We start from the raw sequence: 22,262 nt of genomic DNA, 5'->3' as shown, positions 1-22,262 counted from the left end.
TTCCATATAATATAATCTAAATCATAGAGTCTAAATTTCTAATACGCCACTCATTTGGCATGAGGCTATTGCATCTATTGCCTAGGTTTTTAACAAAACCAATAGGCACACCTTCATATAAAAGTAATATATACCCCTGAGGCACAGTGGATGGTAATGTAACGGCTTCCTTGGCCAGGAACTTGAGTGCTTTATCTTTGTCTACAGCATACTGCACAAATGCTTCTTGTCTCAAGCTTGTACTCAAAGCTAGACTATGGGTAGGGATGAGAGATCTCCCCTTGACTTCGGCTACTACAATACCGGCATAATGGATGCGTATTTTGGATTGATTGAGCTCAGCCACTAAAGGTAACATTTGAGGGGGCAAAGCGTATATCAGGCTATTGGGGAATAATTCCAGTTTATAAGTGTCCTTACATGACGACAATAACCAATCTTTGACTAAGTCGCACTCTTTTGCGAAAGCCGAGGGTTTATTTTTCGTTTTCTTTTTCTCTGCTCTTATGGAAGTATTGGTCGCACCATCCTTATGCATGAAGCACATGAACAGGCCCTCTCCACATACTTTATGCGGCATCATCCTATAACAAGGGTAAGGGCTGAAAGCAGAGAGTGCATGCTCATTTAGATATGCATTCTCAAGTGAGAGTGCTTGGAGGTCGTAATGATCCTTCATATATTGTATTTGCTCTTCATTTTCTTGGGTATTATAAGTGCAAGTACTATAAACAAGCAGACCACCGGGCTTGAGCATCTTCCATGCCATATCCAAGATTTCTCTTTGGCGCTCCACACAAAGCGCAATATTGGCTGTAGACCAATGACTAATAGCATCAGGATCTTTACGAAACATGCCCTCGCCGGAACAAGGAGCGTCGACCAAAATAAGGTCGAAGAGGTCGTGCATCTTGCGCCATTCGATAGGATTACTCTCTGTAACTATTATACGATCACTACCCCACTTCTGCATATTCTCGGACAAAATATTGGCTCTATGATGATTGATTTCATTACATACGAGAATACTATCGGAGGGTAATATTTGGTTTAACAACGTACTCTTACCTCCCGGAGCAGCACAAAAGTCCAATGCCAGGAGGGAACGCTGAGGTAAAAAAGATTGTACTTGGGCAAGAAGCATAGAGGAAGCTTCCTGGACATAATAAGCACCTGAATGAAATGAGGGATCAAGTGTAAAATTAGGGCGTGGGGATACATAGAATCCGCCGTCACACCAAGGTATGGGAACAAGCTTATGATCGGACAGACAAGGTGTAACAACCTTAGCAGGATTGAATCTTACAGAAGATGGAGCATCCTCACCTAATGCATTGAAAAAAGACTCTGCATCATCCCCTAGTAATGCTCTCATGCGAGTGACAAACTCGGGAGGAAAGTTATAATCATGCATCATAGTCCAAGCAAAAATATAGCAGGCTTTTTATGAATATCCGGTATCTTATTACGCCATTTGGCTAGGGGTAAGGTACGGGCATAAGCATCGGAACAAGTAAGATTACAAGCTATACAAAGCTTGGTAGAGGGCTTGCAATTGCGGATAAGCTCTTCCACGAGTTTTACATTACGATATGGTGTTTCTATGAAAATCTGTGTTTCCTTTTTGGCATATAGCCGGCTTTCGGCCTCTTTGATGGCCAAAGCACGAGCCTTTTCATCTATGGGCAGATAGCCGAGAAATGTAAATCGCTGACCGTTGAAACCTGATGTCATTAATGATAAAATAATGGATGAAGGTCCTACTAATGGTAATACTTCATATCCTTTGTCCTGGGCAATGGCTACTACATCTGCACCCGGATCAGCTATGGCCGGGCATCCTGCTTCGGAAATAACTCCTACGGATTTCCCTTCGGAAAGGGGTGAAAGGAAATCCGATATATCTTCAAAACGAGTATGTTTGTTGAGTTCATAGAAAGTAAGAGAGTCAATAGATATATCGGGACAGACGGATTTTAAAAATCTTCGTGCTGATCTTATGTTTTCAACAATGTAATGATTGATATGATTGATATATTCCAAGTTGACTACAGGCAAACATGTTGCTGCATCAACTTCTCCCAAGGGTACAGGTATCAATACTAATTGCGGCTTATCCGACATGCGATTATATTATTCTGAATTTTGACTGTTTTTTATTTTTCTCTTAAACCTCAACTTTTCAGCCAACAGAACGGTCTGCTTAAGGTAAGGCATTTCACTGCGAAGATAACTACTAAATAGCGTTCCGTCAAGTTGTCGCATGATTTGATCTACCGGCCACCACTTGGCCTCTAATGGTTCACAGTCAGCATTACTCAATAATGATGGATCAGAAAGATTGAAATAAAAAAGCTGGACTGCTACCGCCGCACCATTGCTTGTAGTATGTCTATACTTTACAATAGGGCGTAAATCGTCAGATTTGAAGTCAGGAATAAACTTTTTCACCATATCCAAAGCTATGCAGGAGGCACTGTTATTTCCCGTTACCCACGAAACGAAAGGAGTATCGTAGCAATCGTCCTCGATCAAATCATCTTCACAACGATTTACAAGATAGATCATTCCCTTGGACACGACTATTACTCTGACGACAGGCAAAATACCAACATGTAATGCTTCTTGGGAACGAAACACTCTACCCACAACATTACCGCAGGAATCTAATATAGGGATCCACTGCTCAGTCTTCAATTTCTTACGAATGAGCACCAGATTAATTGTCTCAACAATATATTCTCCCCAAATAATCACGAGGAATACATAACCTGTTATTAATGATAGGCCAAAGACTCCGGAGTGGTGTTTGTTAAAATAAATAACAAGACCAAGGATAAGAAAGAGAAGGGATATTAACTTGAGGAAACGTGACACTCGTGTGTACTCTGTAATTACAATCTGGTTATGTAAGGTACGTTGGTTAAAGCTTTTCAGACTATTGACCTCTCTTACTTCAGATAGTAAAAACTTATTGACTAAGAATAAGGTAGGTAAGAAGCAAAGCACAACAATACCTTGCCTGAAAAGAGACCAAATAAGATAATCCCCCCAAAGGAGGTATAATAGCCCTGAAGTGAGAAGGGTTAATAAGGTAACAATACTAGAGGGTCTTGTAGCCCAAGGCATTCTCCATGCAACAAGAGCTATTGATATCAACACAAAGGTCACCCAAGAAATTATATATGCTATTCCGAATGGAACAAAAGGGATCAAAGTCAGTAAAAAAATTACCGAGAGAAAACAACTCAATGGATGTGATCCCAAAAGAGGTCTTATATTCGGAGTTCTATCCATTTTTAACAAGTTCAAAACGATTTCAATAAATAAACACCCTCTTTATTGAAATGTTCGAAAAACAAGAGATTAAGAAAAAACGAAATAAAATTATAAATTGGAATGAAACACAAATGAGGCAACCAAAACTGGCTGCCTCACTATAATTTCAAGGGATAAATCAGTTAGTAACCCGGATTCTGAACTAAATTTTTGTTTACTTTCACATCTTGGCTAGGTAATGGCCAAACAAACTTATTGTCACCTGCTTTGATTTTAAGTGTATAATAAGAGTTTTGTCCTTTGGTCAGATAAGCAGAAACATCTTCAGAGTCTTTAGATTTCTGAGGGTCTAGACGATTCATGGGCATATTCCAGCGACGTAAATCCCAAAGTCTAAATCCTTCGAATGCTAACTCTCTCTGACGTTCATCGCGGATCTCTTTAAAAAGAGCATCGCCTACTACATTCACGACATCAAGTCCTCTAGATTTACGCAATGCGTTTAAATTAGTAGCAGCTTCTTCACTCTTGTTTAAATTATAAGCAGCTTCAGCAGCGATCAAATACATTTCTGCAAGGCGGAATACTTTAGGAGCCATACGTGAATCAGGAACAACCCCCCAAATAGCATCTTGTGTAGCAGCAAGTGCTGGATTACCTTTGAATTTAGTTACAACGCTCAAATCTTTATAGGTAGTACCAGAAAGTTCTACAGTAAATTTGTTATCAAAATAAAGAGGTTTACGTGTATCTTTATCAGAATACATATCAATAATTCCTTTGGTAGGCAAAAAGTCCGGAGTAAGTTTATGCTCTTTCTGATTAGGGTTCATATACAATCCATGTCCTGATGCACTTTCGTCTGGCCAGTTTATATAAACTTGCATGATAGATTCCTTGAGCCCGGCACCATCGCTACGCCACATAGCAGTCATGTTCTCTACAGAAGGAGTCATAAGAGCGTATGCTTTGCTCCCGATAATCTTATTAGCAGCAACAGAAGCTCCTTCCCAATCTTGCATATACAACTTCACACGAGCTTCAAGAGCTGTAACTGCATCAATGGTGATATAATTTGAATTTGCTGAACCGGTTACTGAAGCTAGCATTTTGGCACTTTCTTCAATATCTTTGAGGATTTGCTTATATACTTGTTCGTTAGTAGCACGAGCAGGTTGTACTTTGTAGTCATACTTCAGCAACAAAGGCACACTAAGGTCATTCGCAGCAGTAGCTTTATTGTATGACTTACCATAGCGTATAGCCAAGTTTGAGTAATAATATGCTCTAAGGAAATAAGCTTCGCCTAAAACTTTATTCAAGGCTTCTACTTGTTTTTTATCTGTTATCTTTTTAATGAGTTCGGGCATCTTCTCAAGAACAAAATTCACATCATTCAGAGATTTATAGTAGTAAGCGTAAATATCTCTTGTGTCATAATTTGTAGCCCTGAGAGACTCCCAACCATGATTATCCCCTCTTCTGTTTCCGAAGTCAGAGGTAGCATTTAGCTCATCCCCCTGTACATCTTGTAAGATATCATTATCTCCTGATTGGCGTGCCCTAAAAGAGTTCATCATACCATTTTTCCACGAAATTGCGTCTTCAAACGTTTCCATGGACTTGTCCTGAGCGACTTTATCAGTAGGAAAACGTTCCAAGTCACAAGATGTAAATCCGATAATAGTCAAAGCAAACAGGAAGGCTGTTTTTATTATATATTTTTTCATTTGATTCTTATCATTTAGAATTAGAAATTAATTTCGACACCTACAGATACCTGTTTGGTATTAGGGTTAGCTCCCAGCGTGAGGTTAGAGTCGATCTCAGGATCAGGACCTTCAAATTTAGTAAATGTAAGCAAGTTACGTCCGGTAAAGAACACCTTAGCTCCTTTGATCACATCTTGCTTAGATAAGATAGACTTAGGTACATTATATCCAAGGGTAAATGTCTTCATACGCATAAATGATGCATTCTGAATCATACGAGAGTCAAACTCAGTAAAGCGGCTCTTGTTAAAACCGGGAAATTTAGCTACATCACCTGGTTTTTTCCAGTAGTCCCGCACATCTTTACGTTGGTTAAAGTTACGTCCCCAGTGGTTTGGATTCTCAAAGAAGAATGCATCATTGACGATGAGGTGTTTACCAATTGTGAAAGCAAAATCAGCCTGCATATAAAATCCTTTGAGAGAGCCACTAAGGCCAAAACCACCATTTATAGGAGCATAACGTCTGATTCCTGTATTCTGGTCAAGATTATCGACAAATTCACTTGTGACTTTATCTTTTGTAGTTACTGCCAAATTTTCACCTGGTAAATACCACTCTGACATACCTGTATCTGTATTTACACCTTTAAAAAGAGGATAGAAATACATTACAGGTTTTCCTACTACATAGCAAACTCCGGTATTAGGTATAATCCAATGATCCAAACCTTGGAATAGTTTGATCATCTTGTCTGTATTGTAATTGAAGTTTACATAAGCAGATAAACCATCACCATCTTTACCTTGCAAGATATCGTAGTTTAGTTTGATGTCTACCCCTCTATTACGATATGTACCGATATTTTCAGTGATATTATTTCTTCCATTAGCATCGATGAATCCTGTGTAATATGGATAAGGTACATCCATAAGAAGAGAAGAAGTATTGCGATTATAAAACTCTACATTCAAATTTAATTTATTGAAAAATCCAATTTCAAAACCTACAGTTGTGGTAAATTGGTTTTCCCATGAGAGATCAGGGTTACCAGGCGTAGAAATACCCCAGCCGAAACCATTTTCATACTGACCTTTTTTACTGATGAGAGCATAAGAATTATAGTCACCGATGTCAGCATTACCCTGAGATCCCATACTGAATTTCAGTTTAGCATCAGACAACCATTCTACATCTGCTAAGAAATTCTCTTTTTTTGCGGACCACATGGCTCCGAGTGACCAGAAATTACCATTACGCTTGTTTTTACCAAAACGACTGGAGGCATCATTGCGATAAGTAAGATCTAAGAAATACTTTGATTGATAGTCATAAGACAGTCTACCAAAGTAAGAAAGGAAAGCATACTCAGCGGTCCTACTTTCTACAGTCTTTTCTTTTGTTGTCAGTCCCAGATCTACCATATTGTCGTTAGCTAGACCTTCACCTCTAGCGTTGAATCTATCGTATTTGTAAGAATTATATTCATGTCCTACCAGCGCTATGAAGTGATGGTCAGACGCTACATCGAATTTGTATTCAGCTGTGTTAGTAAAAGTCTTAGTGATAGATCTGTCAAAACGCTCACTGCGAGTACCGTTATTTAAATTACCACCAAAAGATGGATATCTTGTACTGGTAGAGCGAAAATCTGAAAACTCAAAACCAGCTTGTGCCCTCAATGTAAGACCTGTAATAGGTACGATCTGTAAGAATGACGCATTATTGAAGGTAACACTACCATTATCTGTGGGATTTTTTTCGCTCAGATAACGAGGGCTCCATCTATTCCAACCTGGGATACGATCATATTCTTTACCATCCGCATCATATGGAGTATACATTGGCAAAGCAACCATAGAGAGACCACCATTTGGACTATTCCAGTCATAAGGGTTGGTCTTATAGTCATCACTTGTCAAGGAATTGTTAGTTCCAAATGTTATCTTGTCATTGATACCACTATTAAGATTCAAGCGCAAAGTATACTTCTTATAATCGGATCCATAACGAAGACCTTGTTGACTAAATGTACCACCAGAGATGTAGTAATTAGTACGACCTGCACCACCTGAAACTGTAACATCTGTTGAATATGTAGGTCTATTTTTCATGAAATAATAGTCCGCCCAATTTGTATCATTGGGATATTTTTTCAAGAATTTGTCCAAGTCGGCCTGTGAAAACTGCTTAGTTTCCAACCAAAAATCAGCTAACTCTCGACTATTCATAAAAGAGTCATAATAAGAACGGTTAGCAAGGTTAGATACTCCATATTGACCACGCACTGTTACTTTCGCACGATCTCCACTAGCTCCTTTTTTTGTGGTGATGTATATTACACCATTTGCAGCACGGGCTCCATAGATAGAAGTCGCAGCAGCATCCTTAAGAACTTGGAAAGTTGCAAAGTCATTAGAGTTCATACTCATGACTGTACTAGCTGATACAGGCATACCATCAACAATGTACAATGGAGCACTTCCTGCACCGAGTGATCCTGTACCATGTAATCTTACAGATGAGATCTCAGAAGGTTCCCCAGAAGAACTAAATACCTGCAAGCCGGACACCTTACCCTGAATAGCATCAAAAGGGTTAGAAACTGGTTTAGCTTCCAAATCCTTGGCTTTCACTACGGCAACAGAGGATACTACAGATGCATTTTTACGAGCTGAACCATAACCAACAACGACCACGTCATCGAGCATTTTGGAATCAGACTTCATCATAATCTTCATGTTGGGCTGGATTTTGACTTCTACATTAGTCATACCAACAGAAGATACTACAAGAATTTTAGCATCAGCCGGAACTGAAAGAGTGAATTTACCGTCAATATCAGTAGCAGCACCAATCTTAGTATTGCCTTTCACGAAAACAGATGCGCCTATAATAGGCTCATTGTCTTCAGCAGATATGACTACACCTTTCACAACCTTCTGTTGTGCCAAAGCAATCCCTATCGAGGCAAAAAGGATTGCAAAAAACAGCGTAAATCTTTTCATACTCTAAACTTTAAAATTATTATAACGTTAGGAAATTATTGATGATTTAAAATTCGATTTTTTGCTTCTCATTATTTTTTTTTATAGTATTAGTACCGCTAATATAGCAGTTTGTTTTTTTAAATACAAAATACATCTAACAAAATTTCTCCTTAAAATGATTATTCCTATCAATTAGTAAACTTAAAAACATAACAACGTCAAATATATCCAATTATTTTAAAATAAAAGCATCATAATGAACAAATCTATCCAAATAGCACTATTTATTTAATTTTTAAAGTTTACTTTCATGTTTTTACAGCATTCCCTCAATGATTATAAATTTAAGGTTAGTTAGTCGTCGCTTAAAAAGGATTTACATCAACTGGAATAAATTTTCATTGGGATGTTGAGTGTATTAATTAGTGTTGTTTGAGCCTTTGTATCGCTTTTTTAGTTTGGATTAGTAGGGATTAGATCAAGCACAAAAGAATGCTCATAGGTCTTTTGAAGTTATATGCAGTAGTAGCTAACATCATGTTGATAGCATCACCAACGATTCCTTTCTAGAAGTTTCTTCCTTAACAATGGTCACTTTTCAAATGTCTGATGATGGGTTGTATGTCGGCGCACTTGCAGAAGAGTTTGTGTTTCTTGCGGTGTTCACAGTAGTTGTCTTTGGCTTTCGGTGTATCCGGGATCAATACTGTTGTGCCGTTTACCTCTGCTTTCTTCTCGCGTTAGCCTCTATTTCCGACCAATAGCCTAATGCTCTTCCTCGTGAGCCGACTTACTTTCTCAAAACTCGGCTGAATTGCATGACCATCATAAGGATTCCGGGAAGGACTGGCCCCTAAAGAGACCGTTGCATAGCAGGCAAATTGCTTCGTTGCTTGCGAGATTCGCGCCTGGTCATTTACCTGAAGTAAACTCCCTGTGCACTCACTCTTAGCGCCTTGCACTTTACCTTCTCTGCCCGATCAAAGTGTTTTTTGTCGGCTTTGCCTCCAAAATCCATGAGACTGTTGACTTTTGCAACAGTCTCCTAAAATTACACTTATTCTCGAGCTTATCATGGAGACTTTGTTGCCATATTCGATTTTTTATGCTCTTAACCTTCCCTCAAACACTGGACGTCGGGCTCATGAATGAAGTAAATCTTATGCGAAAAATTGCGTCGTTGTGAGAGGCTCCGTTCAAAGAGAGCAATGAGATACTCATAACGTAGATTTTCCCCTAAATTACGTTTCAGCTCTTGAACAAGACAACCGGCGATCGTGCGCAAACACATATCTTCTTTGATCACGCTTTTCCGATTCTTCAGATGGTTATGGAAACGCCCGTTTTGACAGATCACCTTGAGTAGAAATCTGCAGAGCAGACGAAAGGGAATATCCAGCTCTCTGAGAAGCTTAAGAAGCTTACCAATAGAGACTGTTGCACGAGAACATTCCTTTTAACCTTGTCTATATCTCTGAATATCATTATATTTGAGATATAAAACAGGAATCAAAACAGTCTCTAAATATTATAATGGATAATCCAGAGTATGATCACAAAATGACCGATACTCTGGATCAATACAATTCCAAATATAATATTTTATTTGAGAATAACTCTCAATACCTTATCCGTAGCTGGTACAGGGAACATCTTACCTACCTCTTTGGAGACTGTTGCACGAGAATTGTCCTTTTAATCTTGCCTATATCGCTGAATATCATTATATTTAATATATAAAACAGCAATCAAAACAGTCTCTATGAGTAAGGAAAAGAACACCAAGGCCCCATCTTTTGCAGAACTAGCAGTAGAACGTCGTCTGCAAGCCACCAAAAACAACTTTTTGTATCAGATTGACACCATTGTAGATTGGCGTCCCATCTCCAACTTGCGCCCAAGCTACTTATGCAACAAAGCGTAAGCTAGCCTCCGATTGAAGGGGCCCCCCTCAAGTAGCTCAAAAATGAGCTAAATCAAGAAAGTTAGAATCAAAATTCCTTCGTCTGTTCTCTAAAATCGCGAGGAAAACTGCTCGTCTTCTGTCTCTGTCTCTAGATCCGACTTTTTCAACGGTCTCTTGTCGGGAATATCTCCCATTTTGGCTCTATCCTTTGTACCCGACAGCCTATCTTTGGGAAGATGATGATAAAACATCTTCCCATCATAAAAAAAACATCACCGAACCGAAAGGGAGTTACGGGATACTACCCCACTGACACTCACCAGAGGATTCATTGCTCCAAAACGAGATTTATATCAAAAACTATATTTAGCTTTTATCCAAGCCTCGGAGTTCTTGCTGTACATACCAAACATCCCTTTATTTCCGCCAAACCAATCATATCCCAATGAGACATGTATAGGATCGCTCAATGCATAATCCGCAGCAAAACGGCTGAACCACCCGCCATAATTGAGATCGATATAAGTAAAATCGGACAACTGTAATGTACTGTTGAGTAACTTCTTGGACACATTGAGTGTAAAGAGTGTGCTGTGATGGGACTGTGCTACATAAGGTTCGTAGCCGAATATGCTTTCCGACGAAAGTTGTGCCATCAGCATCCATTCGGCAGGAGCATACCAGTCCATACCCACAAGCCAGTTGACGGTGTTGAATCCTTTTTGAGCCATACTCATGGCTTCAGGTTTGTATGAAAAATGTTTGCCTATATTGAATGCAACTTCTCCACGAATCACAAACTCCCCAAGAGGTTTGGAAAAATCCCCCCCCACAAACCCCATACGATAGTATCGGGGATTTATCTTGACCTCCCGGGGTGTCACTTCGGGCTGCATTACCGGCATCTTATTCCAGGTATGTAAAGCGGCAAAAGCAAAGTCAATACCCGGCAAATTGAAGGACAACCTACCGCCATACTCCATATTGGATATTTTCATCGCAGGTCGGCTGTGATTATCATTCCACTTTACCGGCAGAGGGGTATCTTTGGGTAGAATATTCCATGGGTTTGCGCTATCGGTAGGAAGTATAAACCCTTGGAATACGGGTACACCTACCAGCTCCAGCTTCACCTTATCATTGAAAAAAAACAGGCGCAGAGCATTTACCGGCAATCTGATATCATCATAGTCTTGAGCAAGGAACTCCGTCATATCCATGGGTGATACCAAGTCCGTAATACGCACTCCGTCGGCAGCTCCCCATATAACCAATTGACGTCCCAGCCTTGCCCCCCAATTACTGTCGCGATAATCCAAGTAAGCTTCACGCAAGTCAAACCCGGTACGCTCCTTGAGTAGTGAATTATATGTTGCGTTGAAAGATACGAAAAGCGTAGAATTACCCATATCTCCAGCCACCTCACCCCTGACACGAGTACGAGAACTCATAAAATTGTGAGGCGATTGCGAACGTACGGCATGATATGTATCTACAAATCCTTTGATCCTGAAAGCAGACGAATCGCTTTGGGCACTGAGCCAAAGAGGCAGACTGCCCAAAGCTATCACAATAAACAGTCTGTAACTTCTTATTGTAGACTTCGAGTACATTACAAGCTCCCTTTCTCCAGTGTATTTACACTGAACTTAGCCTCATCCAACTTCCGATTGAACTTAGGATTATTAATCTCCATTACAGTCTGATGACCTGTCTGCACGTTGGACATCTGCATCTTCTGAGCCAACCAGAAACCGTCTATTTTGTTGATATTGGACAACTCGAGTTTGCGATGCAGCTTACCCATCCTGTCATAATACTCCACTTTGATAGGTATAAGACAATCCTGACGTATCCATGCGATTTTTTTTGAATATATCTCTCTGTTGTTTTTGGGTGTAGATTCCAGTTTCCAGCATTTATACCCTTGCACCGCTTCTTCTCCCAAGAGGTTATGTGTGTCCTCATCCACATTACGACTACCCATATCGTCATAAGTAAAATCACTACCCATGAAGTACTCCGTCTTGGCAGAGCTTCCGCTGATACGGCGAGTCTTTTTCATAGCCGGCAAATAGAGCCACTTATCATCGTCTTTGCCCACCTTATCATAGTCCCAGGTAAGGAATCCTGTGCCTTTGACATCACCGGGATAGAGAAAAAACATAATGGATTTCTTGTCCTTACCCACATCTATGGAATAGGATATAAGCTTGCGTTCACGCACACTACCGCGTTTATTGACAAGTTTCATTACCAGCTCAGATTCACGGCTATCCCCGTCCGGACGGTCTTTTACTTTCTGAGCGACGTCACGCCCTGATAATTTCTGTGCACTTAGTCCCATACTTGCCCCCAAAAGGCAGAGGGAAATAATTACAAATTTTGATTTCATTTTATTGATAATTTATTGTGAATATTTATAAATGATTAATTGACGAAGATTATGACGGTTGTGTATCACCTATGGCGATATTATCCGCACCGATCTCACCCGAATGATCGGAACCGGACTCTTTACCGAAAATATTGAACTTGCGGAATAGTACGGGAGTGATACACAGATCCGCCAGCAATGCCGAGAGCATACCCGCTACAGACAAGATACCTGTGTGAACGAAAGAGAGACTTTCCGAAGTGGTATAGACAGCAAAGTTGGCCGCAATAACCAAACTGGTAAGAACCAATGGTGTACCCACAATGCGGAATGACTTTAGGATAGCATCCTTATAATTGCGCTTGCGATCAAATTCAAGATGCCCGTGATTGATAAAATGGATAGTATCGTCCACAGCCAATCCCAAGATCATGGGCATTATGGTAGCAGTCATCATATCCAATGGATAATCCATCCATCCCATCAAACCTCCCACTACAATGGCCGGCATTACGTTAGGAATAAGACCGATCAATCCTATGCGCACACTACCGAAGACAATCATAAGCAGAATACCGATTATCCCCAGCGCTATGGCGAAAGATACGATCTGTCCACGCACTACGTACTGCATCATGGCTGTAAACTGTGGCAAATTGCCCACTGTAGTGACTCCCGCTCCGGGAAATAGCTTGCGGGCAACTGCAGTGACATCAGCCAATTCACGCTCTGCCTCACCGGAGTTATATCCATTAAGCTCGACCATAAGGCGAAGTCTGCGATAGTCATAATCTACCCAGTATTCTGCCTCGCTTCCACCCGCATTCTCATACAGCAAGAGCAACTGAGCCACCTCGTCAGGCTTTTGCGGTACATTATAATAGCTTTCTTGTCCCGCATGTAGCGTTTGGTTGAGATCCTTGAGTATGTTGAGTACTGATGTAGTGCGTTTGGTAAGGCTGTAGCGACTTACATGCCCTGTAAGCGAATCCAAAGCTATGAGATTGCGAGGCAACTTAGCTTCTCCGTTATGAGGAAATTCTATCATTACATCGTATGCATACATGGATCCGAGTTCACTCTCGCTCACTTGCAGCAATCTATCCACATAGCCTATGCGGCGCCCCATGGTGCGCTCCACATCAAAAGCTGTCTCGATTTTGGTAAACTGATAAAGTAATATCAATGTTATAATGCCTGATACCCACATAACCAAAGTACTACGGCGCAAAACACAAGCGCCGAAGTTGACCAGCTTCCTATCGAGCCATCGCTCACCCGTTTCCTGCACCTTGGCATGCGGCACACCATCTTTGCCAATGCTCAAGCAGGCCGGCATCACCGTTATAGCTATAAGGAATGTGAGCATGACACAAGACGAAGTAGCTATGCCTATGAAGTGCATAGGCACCACGGGTACTGCCAAAAAAGAGAGCAAAGCAGCAAAAGTAGTAAGAGCGCTGAAGAGTACGGGCCATCCCATCTCTCCCACAGTCTCTATGACAGCTTGCTTACGTTTGCCATGGATCATAAATTGCCTTTTGAAATAGGAATACACATGAATGTTATAAGCAATAGCCACAGCAAAGGCCAGAAGCATGGGTATCATCATCATGCCACTATCTATTTTGAACCTCAGATATCCCATAATACCATAAGATATGACAATAGAAGCAATAGCAGTAACCACGGGAACAATAACCCCCCGAGCCGAACGGGTAGCAATAATAAGAACAAGGATGGCAAAAAGAGCAGCAAGCCCCATGACACGGGGCATCTCCTTACCTATCCAGTCCATTTTGCTCGAAGTAACAAAAGGCATACCCGTACCGAGAAGTTTGAGCGAGGCATACTTGGGCTTACTGATTATATGCTCCAACTGATGCCCTGTAAGTAACTCGGGAGAGACTGATTTCTTACCCTTGTTCCAGACAGAATCGTCAGGAAAGGGCCGAAGCTTGAGCAAAATCCAAGACAACTTACCGTCCTTAGACACCAATCGGCTGGCAATATTGGGCTTCAGGTAGGCATTGTGGCGAATTTCAGAGAGTCCGGCACTGTCATCGGGTATCACTTCCGGTACAATCTGCTCAATATTCATCCCATCTTCATTACCAACCATAAACTCAATATCAGTAATAGAAGTGATCTTATCTGCATATGACATGCTATCAAGCATCTCATTGGAAAGTTCACGTATCAACTCCAGATTCTTTTTCGTAAAAGTATTGTCGCATCGTGTAAGCACTGCGGCATAGCTATCATTTCCAAAGATGGCTTTGAACTCATCTGTCTTGACGAGAACCGGATCATCTTCAAGGAAATAATCATCCCAAGAAGCACTCACATTCATAAACTGTAGGCCATAAGTGCCAAAAGCAAAGAGAGCAATGAATATGCCCAGTACAAGCCATCGCTTTTTGACAATCCACTCGCCCTGACGGGCAAACCACTGATTAATTCTTTCGATTTTCATGTTTTTATTTTGATTAAGAGATATTGTGAATATTGTTGCATACCCCTAACATGTCTGTACGCTTCCCCAAAACTGGAGTATTCAATTCCATGCAAAATGATGCAGACCTAGGAGCAAAAAAGCATCTCCCATCTCGTAATCTGCACACAGAGTTGCAGATAGATGAACGACGTAGAATTTCGTTCAGAAAAAAAGCGCATCGATCTTTAAATGACCGATGCGCTTTGTGAGCTAAGTAAATATGACCTACCTTGTCCATTTACTCCATATTATTTCAATATTAATACTCTGTTTGTTCATCTCTTGGGGGTATATTATCTAATGCTCATATTTCATTTTTATTCGTTACGAGCAGTATTGCGCGTACATACCTGCGTATCCTGCTCTCACTCTATATAGTCTACGCTCAATTGACTATGTGGCACAAGGAAGCAGTCATTTTCTCAAGCTATTTATCTTTACTTACAATGCCTGCCAGAGCTTCTGTCAGATGTAGGTTACTCATACATGGTTTGGTGCATTTGTCTCCGCATACTCCCAATCCCCTATCATAAGTAAGATCCTTTATCTCCTTGCTGATATTATCTATCACAAAAACCACATGATTGTTGAGCAAAGCGCAATCGCCTCCGCACGCATGACAGTCCATACAGATGGAAAAGTCGGCATGCCAGTGGTCTTTTGCCGTCGATCTCTTTATCATATTTATATATTCTTTTTCCGCCCATTCCTCCTGCTCCGTGTTTAGCTCAAGCTTTCATCAGAGCACGCCAGCCGGCAGTACCATAGCACACATAGTCTGCGATGAAGTTTTCGATCTCTTCATGAGACAATTTTTCGTGTACCGCTATTTCTTCCAAAAGGCTCACCCACCAAGTACAGGTAATGTGGATGAAAAAGGGAGAAATAGAGCTATGCACATGAGGATATTTCTCTCCCATCAGTGCTATATATTCCAATCCGATCCGAGTATTTTCCTCTATGAGAGTTTCCCTGAAATTCTCGAAGCACGACCCATGCGACGCACACAAGAGAAGCCTGAGCTCTTTACGATAGCGAGCTATGAGTTGCACAAAATCCTCAATAGTACGTCGCTGGAAATCTTGCGAAGTAAAGACATCCAAGGTAATACTATTCTCATCGTTATGACGAGTCATCATATCATTGAATGCCGTAAGGAAAGGCTGTAACACCAATGCCAGCATCTCATCTTTACTCTCGAAATAGTTGTAAATATTACTAAGTCCCACACCCGACTTGTAAGATATTTCGCGCATGGAAACAGCCTTGAAGCCTTTCTCTAAAAAAGCCTCTTTTGCGGTTTGGAGAAGTATTTGCCGAGTATCGTCTTTGATCTTTTGCATGATTATATGAACGGTGTTCTTATTTTATTACAAAGGAACTATTTGACAAAAAAAATGGCAATAGCAAGAAATGATGATTTTAATACCATCAAAGTCATCATTTATTATGATATACAGATCAAGGTGGTATACAATAGATTTTTCATGACGTATCCTCTCCATATACTCATCAAAAAGATTGAAAATATAGCCAAATCAAGGCTGTAATAAAAAGAGATAAATTATTTCAGTAAAAAATATGATCAAAATTGCCCAATCTCTTGACAAAGGGGGGCCCGATGTTGTATATTTGTTGTAAGTGAAATACGCAAATCAAAACAAATTACATCTATTGGGTCATGAATAATATCGCTACAACTGTGAGTAATCCAACAACACCACAAGTCAATAATGGCAACTTGCCCGGCGGAGCTATCGTCACAAACAGATGGTGCAATCAAGTTACATTTTGTCAAAATAAGATGATTGCAATAAAATATCAATTTGTTAGAATGTAAATAAACATCAATATACTCATCAATATCCGTGAATAGGCTTGTTTTGGCTATTCACGGATTTTTTCTGTTCCATAGCTTCCAAGCGATATTTTCTTAGTTACATTCTATTATTTTTCTAACTACATGATGATAATTTTCTAACTAAGAAATTCCCACTACCTAACTAAGAAAAAACTAAAACCTAACTAAGAAAATAACAAGTTCGAATCAGAAAGCAAAAAATCAATCCTAAGCATACACGACAAAGCCATTTCATGCAAGATTAAAAGTATCATAAATACACAATAATCATGATTACACAATGATTATGACACCACAAACGCAAATTTAAAAACAACCTGAAAAATAGATACAAAATCATTTTTCCATTTAAAATTATCTTGCAACAAGGATCGAATAGTAATTAACTGATCATTTATTGTCAAGAAATAGTTGAAAACTCAGGCTTCTATTCCACTTACTTACCCAAGAGTTTCTATGATAAAAGCAACCTGCTGCATACAGATCTCCTATCAAATATTTACGGATTAATAACTAAAAAGGGAACAAATACTTAGACCTTACATCAAAAATTTACAAGCTCCATAAAAAAGTCTATATTTCTTTTGGATAAATAAAAATAAACATTTAGATTTGAGGTTGTTAATAAATACGCCATGAGAATAAAGCTAAAAATAGAACATCTACCCAACCAAAAGCTACCGATAAATTATCAGTATCTTATTTCGGCTTGGATTTATAACACCTTGCACCAACAAGACTCAAAGTTCGCAACTTGGCTGCACGAAGGAGGCTAAATATTATAAAAATGGAATATTTGCCACCCAAAATAAAGTGCAAATATCAACCATTTAACACAACACTTCCGAATGATTATCCATTAATTAGAATAACCTTATTTTAACAAGAAAGTAAAACATAATGCGCTTACATATTAAAATTTCAAAAACGAGTCAAATAATTGATTTCAATTATCAACCTCTACTTACCGGTTGTGTACACAAATGGTTGGGAAAGGACAATTTACAGCACGGAGAGGTAAGTCTTTATTCCTTTTCATGTCTTCAGAATGTTGATGTTGTTAAAAAAGGAATCCAATTAACAGACAACAGCTATTTCATCTTGAGTTTTCATGATGTTGATTTGACTAAAATAGTTGTAAAAAATATAGTAGATGATCCTGAAATGTTTTTTGGAGCAAAGGTTTGTAATATTTATATAGAACAACCACCTTGTTTTGCAGAAAAAGAACGTTTTTTATTGGCGAGTCCGGTCTTAATCAAAAGATACGAAGGCCACAAAGAAACACATTATACGTTTTACGATGAAAGATCGGATGAGCTTTTGACAGAAACGTTAAAGACCAAAGCCCAAATAGTAGGTCTCAACACAGATAGTCTTAAAGTTTATTTCGATAAAAGCTATCATTCCCCCAAAACCAAAGTAATCTCTTATAAAGGCATTAAAAATAGAGCAAACGTTTGTCCAGTAATCATTGAGGGTTCGCCTGAAATAATCTCTTTTGCATGGCACGTAGGTTTGGGGAATTGTACAGGTATTGGATTTGGAGCCTTGAAATAAATCATTATGAAAAATAAATTATTTGTAGTAAAATATTCTGGACCATTGGGTTTTATCAAACCATGGACAGCGGTAAGAGATAGTGAAACCTTTTCGCAGCAATTTCTCACACCATCCATTATAGAGGGAATAGAGAAGAAATTGTTCCCCGAATTGCTCCAAGAGAGTGGGATAAAAAACATCAAAAGATACAGACTGAACTATTGCGGCATTGACATTCAACAAGAGCGAACTTGGGCAAAAGGAGGATTTTCATTTACAAAAGAAAAAGGAGAGTATAAAACAAACCTTGGAATCATTAAACGAGGTATTATGATAGATCCAAATCTTTACCTTGCTTTTAACACTTTAGAAAATGCTGAAAAGGCATTAAAACAAACTATTTGTCTTTGCAGGAATGAAGACTTACTATACCCTGAATATTTGCAAGAGATGGAACAGGATGAATTTGAGCTGATCCAAGGTTTTGAACTCACTTGGGATTATCCAAGTGAAAGAGATTTCAAGGTGGGGCATAATCGTTTTCATAATGCATGCGAAATGTTTGGAGAACTAAAGATTGTTGGAAATCCAATCCGCTCATATGATAAAATTAGCTGACATATACGCTAAAAGCATTCATTACGGTGGTACAACATTATTGAAACATACACAATATGTTGTAAAAGCAATAAAACTGTTTGCTAAAGAAACTGATTTTGAATTCAATGAAGAGTTGGCCATCAAAGGTGCAATTTTACATGACCTGGGAAAGGCACACCCTTATTTCAGACATAAAATAAATGGGTTCAACGCAGATTCTCTTTATAAACTTCGGGAGTTAAGTAAATACAATCATCGCCACGAAATATCATCTCTGGCTTTCCTTCCGGCTTTCCCTAAAGAAGAATGGGATATCCTTATAGATATGGTGATAGGGCACCACAAATCCGTTCAAAACGATTCGAGGGAAAAAGGGATATTGGATATTGCAACTAATGAACGGGATTGGATACACTATCATTTACTCGAATGGGATGAATGGTGGTATTGTGGAAAAGAATTAATTGAGAACTTCGGTTTTACCTGCCCTTTCATTTCGAAAGAAGAAGCCACCAAAGCTCTAAACTACGTAAAATCCTATTGCTCTCAAAAAAAGTTTGGTTGGTCGCCTTGGAGAGGATTATTGATGGCAGCAGACCACTTTGCATCAGCATTTAATGAAAAAACAGAAGAGCAACTAACTCACCTATTTGAAAAACCTGATTTATCGTTCTTCTTCAACGAAGATAGAAAATCAGACTTATATCCCTTATCTCTTATTGAAAGTAATAGTCCCAAAATTCACACAATTGTAGTAGCACCGACAGGCGCCGGTAAAACAGATTTCTTAATGAAGCGATGCCGAGGAAGAATTTTCTACACCTTACCATTTCAAGCATCTATCAATGCAATGTGGCACAGATTGAAAGGAGTTATTCCCAACAAGGATATTCGCTTATTACATTCTATTTCTAAATTAGTAGTAAAAGGCAACGGAAACAATAAGCATATTGACGAACAAGTACTTCAATCGCTTATAGGCTCTTCTGTAAAGATACTGACCCCTCATCAATTAGCCGCAATTGTATTTGGAGTAAAAGGCTTTGAATCAATTATGCTTGATCTCAAAGATTGTGATGTAATTCTTGATGAAATTCATACCTATTCTGATTTTTCGCAGGCAATGGTATTGGAAATTATTAAGGCATTGAAATATTTAGGTTGTCGAATTCATATTGGTACAGCAACAATGCCCTCTGTATTATATGACAGTCTATTGGAGATATTGGGAGGTAAAGAAAATGTATATGAGGTAACCTTATCCCAAAATAGGTTGGATAAATTCAATAGACATATTATCTATAAACATCCCAATGATTTTGATTATTCTAAGATTATTGATGTTGCTCAAAATGAAAATGAAAAACTACTTATTATTTTCAATACCGTAAAAGCCGCTCAACAGGCATTCAAAGACATTGAAAAGCACTATCCTGACACGCCTAAAATACTTATACACAGCCGTTACAAAAGAGAATTAAGGGTTCAAAAAGAAAAAGAATTAATTGAGCTATTCAATGGCACAAAAGATAATCCCGGGCATCGTCCTTGCATTGTGGTATCCACCCAGGTGGTGGAAGTAAGCCTTGACATCAGTTTCGATAGGATGATTACCGAATGTGCGCCATTTGATTCATTAATTCAACGATTCGGAAGAATCAATCGCTACAGATCAAAGGAAAACATAGGAAGACTAAAACCTATTCATATTATTGAGCCCAAAGGAAATATGCTGCCTTATAATATGGACATACTTAGAAAAAGTTTTGACGAGATGCCGGACAATGGAGATATCTTGAGTGAAAGCGCATTGCAATCAAAAATTGATCGAGTTTATGACACTATAGAATTTAAAGAGATTGATATGCATCTTAAATTCATTGATAATCAAATTGTACTAAAAGAGCTGACACATTGCAAAAAATCTGTATTGATTGAAGCCTTGGAAATAGAAGGTGCCACGTGCATATTGGAATGCGACAGAGATAACTATTTATTGAGCAATTGGGAAAAACGCATAGAAATGGAAATACCCATCAAATGGAAAACAATCAGAAGATATATGAATGAATATGAACAATTGGAAGTAGGAAGCCATCCATTCGTAGTACCCCAATCAAAGGACGATCATGAGAAATATGGTTTAGAATTAGTAGAACATGAAAACATATTATAACCATGTACACAAGCTATATAGGTAAAAAGTTTTTAAAACTGTATAATTTAAAAGAAAGAAAAGATTTTTCCGCAGAAGATTTTTTCTGTGAGCAGTTTTTCCCCCTTTTTTTCGAAGATAATTCACATTTGATGCATGTCGGCAACTCTCCTTTTTTTCAAAAGCCTAAAGCTGAAGATGTAGAAAAATGTGGAGGAAAGTCAAATGCTCAGCTGAAAAACCTGCAACGTCTGATAGAACAAGACCTGCCCAATATGTCTATTTTTGTAGGTTATGCTGCTAAAGATTTAGAAGGAACAACATCAGGACAACTCTCAAATATTGATGCTAAGATTGACAAAGAAGAAATGTATGCATCATGGATTGGACAAGCCCTTGGGATAGGGCTAAGTGGAGGTTATGTAATACTTATAGATGATGATGAAATTTTATGGTTGCTGTATAAAGGATGGGAATACTATCGCAATTTCATCAACCAAGCTATAGGAGTAAAGGATAAGCAAATAGAAACTTGGAACAGTCTGTGGTTGTGCCATAGCCTAAAAGACGGTTATAACGCCTCTTATCCACATCATGGACCAGAAATAGAGACAGTAGAAGTGCAAGGTAATATTGCGATTCCAACTAAACAGTGGTCAGAAATTATTTTTTATCTATCTAAAAAACTGTTTCACAAGCAAGATATCATAGCTTACGCCTACAATCTTTCTCAAACAAATACAACATTAGGGTTCATCAAAATTTATCTGCACGAGATAACTGAAATGTATGAGCTCCGAGACAAAATATTCTTGGACAAAACAGAAACAATTTTGTCTGATCAAGAAATAATGCAATTGGGGACTTTCTATAATTTCAAATCGGCTTGTCAACTGGGTACAATAGGGCTTAAAGCTATGGAGCCTGCTAAATTACGAGAGTTCATGCCCAAAGGCTCCGTAATGTATGCCCAAGGCAAAGATTTTAAATTCAATTCGGAAGAATCATATCAATATTATCAACTCTATAAAATATGGATTACAGCTATGCTGAACAAAACAGACCTTTTGCAATTGGCAGAGAAAATAGCCGGTGCAATGCTAAAATTTGAGGGAGAAGAAGAGCGTGGAAAGAAAGTACATGCAACAATTACTTCGAATATCAGAGATTCTAAATCAATTGTAAAATTCATTGAAAATATCTCAGAACTTTTGGTTAAATCAGAAGCCGAAAAGACTCTCTTCAAGAATGTTGTTAATGAGGTTTTACACATGCCTTCAGACAATTTTCCGCTTTTTATAACACTCATACGTTTTGAATACAATTATCAAAAAATTAAATAG

Annotated in this window: 16 protein-coding genes and 1 pseudogene; 6 read left to right on the top strand and 11 right to left on the bottom strand. The window is 38.9% G+C overall.

The window, feature by feature from the left end; genetic code table 11:
* Positions 1-16 precede the first annotated feature (16 nt).
* The 6 genes and pseudogenes from VYJ22_RS03755 to VYJ22_RS11620 all read right to left on the bottom strand — a co-directional run.
* Complete coding sequence (locus tag VYJ22_RS03755; RefSeq protein WP_329905133.1) at positions 17-1,417, bottom strand: methyltransferase RsmF C-terminal domain-like protein; 1,401 nt, start codon at positions 1,415-1,417, stop codon at positions 17-19.
* Positions 1,414-2,124: an SAM-dependent methyltransferase gene (locus VYJ22_RS03750; protein WP_329905132.1), complete on the bottom strand. Its 711-nt coding sequence runs from the start codon at positions 2,122-2,124 to the stop codon at positions 1,414-1,416. The genes VYJ22_RS03755 and VYJ22_RS03750 overlap by 4 nt, the downstream gene beginning before the upstream one ends.
* A gap of 9 nt (positions 2,125-2,133) precedes the next feature.
* Positions 2,134-3,162 carry a hypothetical protein gene (locus VYJ22_RS03745; protein WP_329905131.1) on the bottom strand — a complete coding sequence of 343 codons (1,029 nt, stop codon included), beginning with the start codon at positions 3,160-3,162 and terminating at the stop codon, positions 2,134-2,136.
* 299 nt (positions 3,163-3,461) lie between these two features.
* Complete coding sequence (locus VYJ22_RS03740; RefSeq protein ID WP_329905130.1) at positions 3,462-5,009, bottom strand: RagB/SusD family nutrient uptake outer membrane protein; 1,548 nt, start codon at positions 5,007-5,009, stop codon at positions 3,462-3,464.
* 20 nt (positions 5,010-5,029) lie between these two features.
* Positions 5,030-7,999, bottom strand: a complete 2,970-nt coding sequence (locus tag VYJ22_RS03735; protein ID WP_329905128.1) for a SusC/RagA family TonB-linked outer membrane protein — start codon at positions 7,997-7,999, stop codon at positions 5,030-5,032.
* 1,031 nt (positions 8,000-9,030) lie between these two features.
* Positions 9,031-9,203: pseudogene (locus VYJ22_RS11620) on the bottom strand (IS5/IS1182 family transposase); the annotation flags it as partial.
* 540 nt (positions 9,204-9,743) lie between these two features.
* On the opposite strand from VYJ22_RS11620, the gene VYJ22_RS03725 reads away from it, so the two are divergent.
* Positions 9,744-9,905 (top strand): hypothetical protein, encoded by a 162-nt coding sequence (locus VYJ22_RS03725; protein ID WP_329905127.1) that lies wholly within the window; start codon positions 9,744-9,746, stop codon positions 9,903-9,905.
* A 335-nt stretch (positions 9,906-10,240) separates the two neighbouring features.
* On the opposite strand, the gene VYJ22_RS03720 is transcribed toward VYJ22_RS03725, so the two are convergent.
* From VYJ22_RS03720 to VYJ22_RS03700, 5 genes are all read right to left on the bottom strand, one after another.
* The gene (locus tag VYJ22_RS03720) at positions 10,241-11,500 is read right to left on the bottom strand and encodes a DUF1302 family protein (protein ID WP_329905126.1); all 1,260 of its coding nucleotides are present in this window, start codon (positions 11,498-11,500) and stop codon (positions 10,241-10,243) included.
* A complete protein-coding gene (locus tag VYJ22_RS03715; protein ID WP_407989450.1) occupies positions 11,500-12,234 on the bottom strand; it encodes an outer membrane lipoprotein-sorting protein in 735 nt (244 codons plus the stop codon). The genes VYJ22_RS03720 and VYJ22_RS03715 overlap by 1 nt, the downstream gene beginning before the upstream one ends.
* A gap of 97 nt (positions 12,235-12,331) precedes the next feature.
* Positions 12,332-14,740 (bottom strand): efflux RND transporter permease subunit, encoded by a 2,409-nt coding sequence (locus VYJ22_RS03710; protein WP_329905124.1) that lies wholly within the window; start codon positions 14,738-14,740, stop codon positions 12,332-12,334.
* Between the two features lie 448 nt (positions 14,741-15,188).
* Positions 15,189-15,443 carry a hypothetical protein gene (locus VYJ22_RS03705; RefSeq protein WP_329905123.1) on the bottom strand — a complete coding sequence of 85 codons (255 nt, stop codon included), beginning with the start codon at positions 15,441-15,443 and terminating at the stop codon, positions 15,189-15,191.
* Positions 15,444-15,489: 46 nt separating this feature from the next.
* Complete coding sequence (locus VYJ22_RS03700) at positions 15,490-16,104, bottom strand: TetR/AcrR family transcriptional regulator (RefSeq protein WP_329905121.1); 615 nt, start codon at positions 16,102-16,104, stop codon at positions 15,490-15,492.
* 54 nt (positions 16,105-16,158) lie between these two features.
* On the opposite strand from VYJ22_RS03700, the gene VYJ22_RS03695 reads away from it, so the two are divergent.
* From VYJ22_RS03695 to VYJ22_RS03675, 5 genes are all read left to right on the top strand, one after another.
* Positions 16,159-16,311, top strand: coding sequence for a hypothetical protein (locus VYJ22_RS03695; protein ID WP_329905120.1), 153 nt, complete (start codon positions 16,159-16,161; stop codon positions 16,309-16,311).
* 1,211 nt (positions 16,312-17,522) lie between these two features.
* On the top strand, positions 17,523-18,182 hold the full coding sequence (cas6, locus tag VYJ22_RS03690; protein ID WP_329905119.1) for a CRISPR-associated endoribonuclease Cas6: 660 nt from the start codon (positions 17,523-17,525) through the stop codon (positions 18,180-18,182).
* Between the two features lie 6 nt (positions 18,183-18,188).
* Positions 18,189-18,782, top strand: a complete 594-nt coding sequence (locus VYJ22_RS03685) for a hypothetical protein (RefSeq protein ID WP_329905118.1) — start codon at positions 18,189-18,191, stop codon at positions 18,780-18,782.
* Positions 18,766-20,940: a CRISPR-associated helicase Cas3' gene (cas3, locus tag VYJ22_RS03680; RefSeq protein ID WP_329905115.1), complete on the top strand. Its 2,175-nt coding sequence runs from the start codon at positions 18,766-18,768 to the stop codon at positions 20,938-20,940. Before VYJ22_RS03685 ends, cas3 begins: the two co-directional genes overlap by 17 nt.
* 2 nt (positions 20,941-20,942) lie before the next feature.
* On the top strand, positions 20,943-22,262 hold the full coding sequence (locus tag VYJ22_RS03675) for a hypothetical protein (protein ID WP_329905113.1): 1,320 nt from the start codon (positions 20,943-20,945) through the stop codon (positions 22,260-22,262).

Source organism: Porphyromonas pogonae (genome assembly GCF_036320655.1).
Classification (GTDB): domain Bacteria; phylum Bacteroidota; class Bacteroidia; order Bacteroidales; family Porphyromonadaceae; genus Porphyromonas; species Porphyromonas pogonae.
Note: the sequence above shows the minus strand (reverse complement) of the source record. Positions and strands in the feature narration are given on the sequence as shown.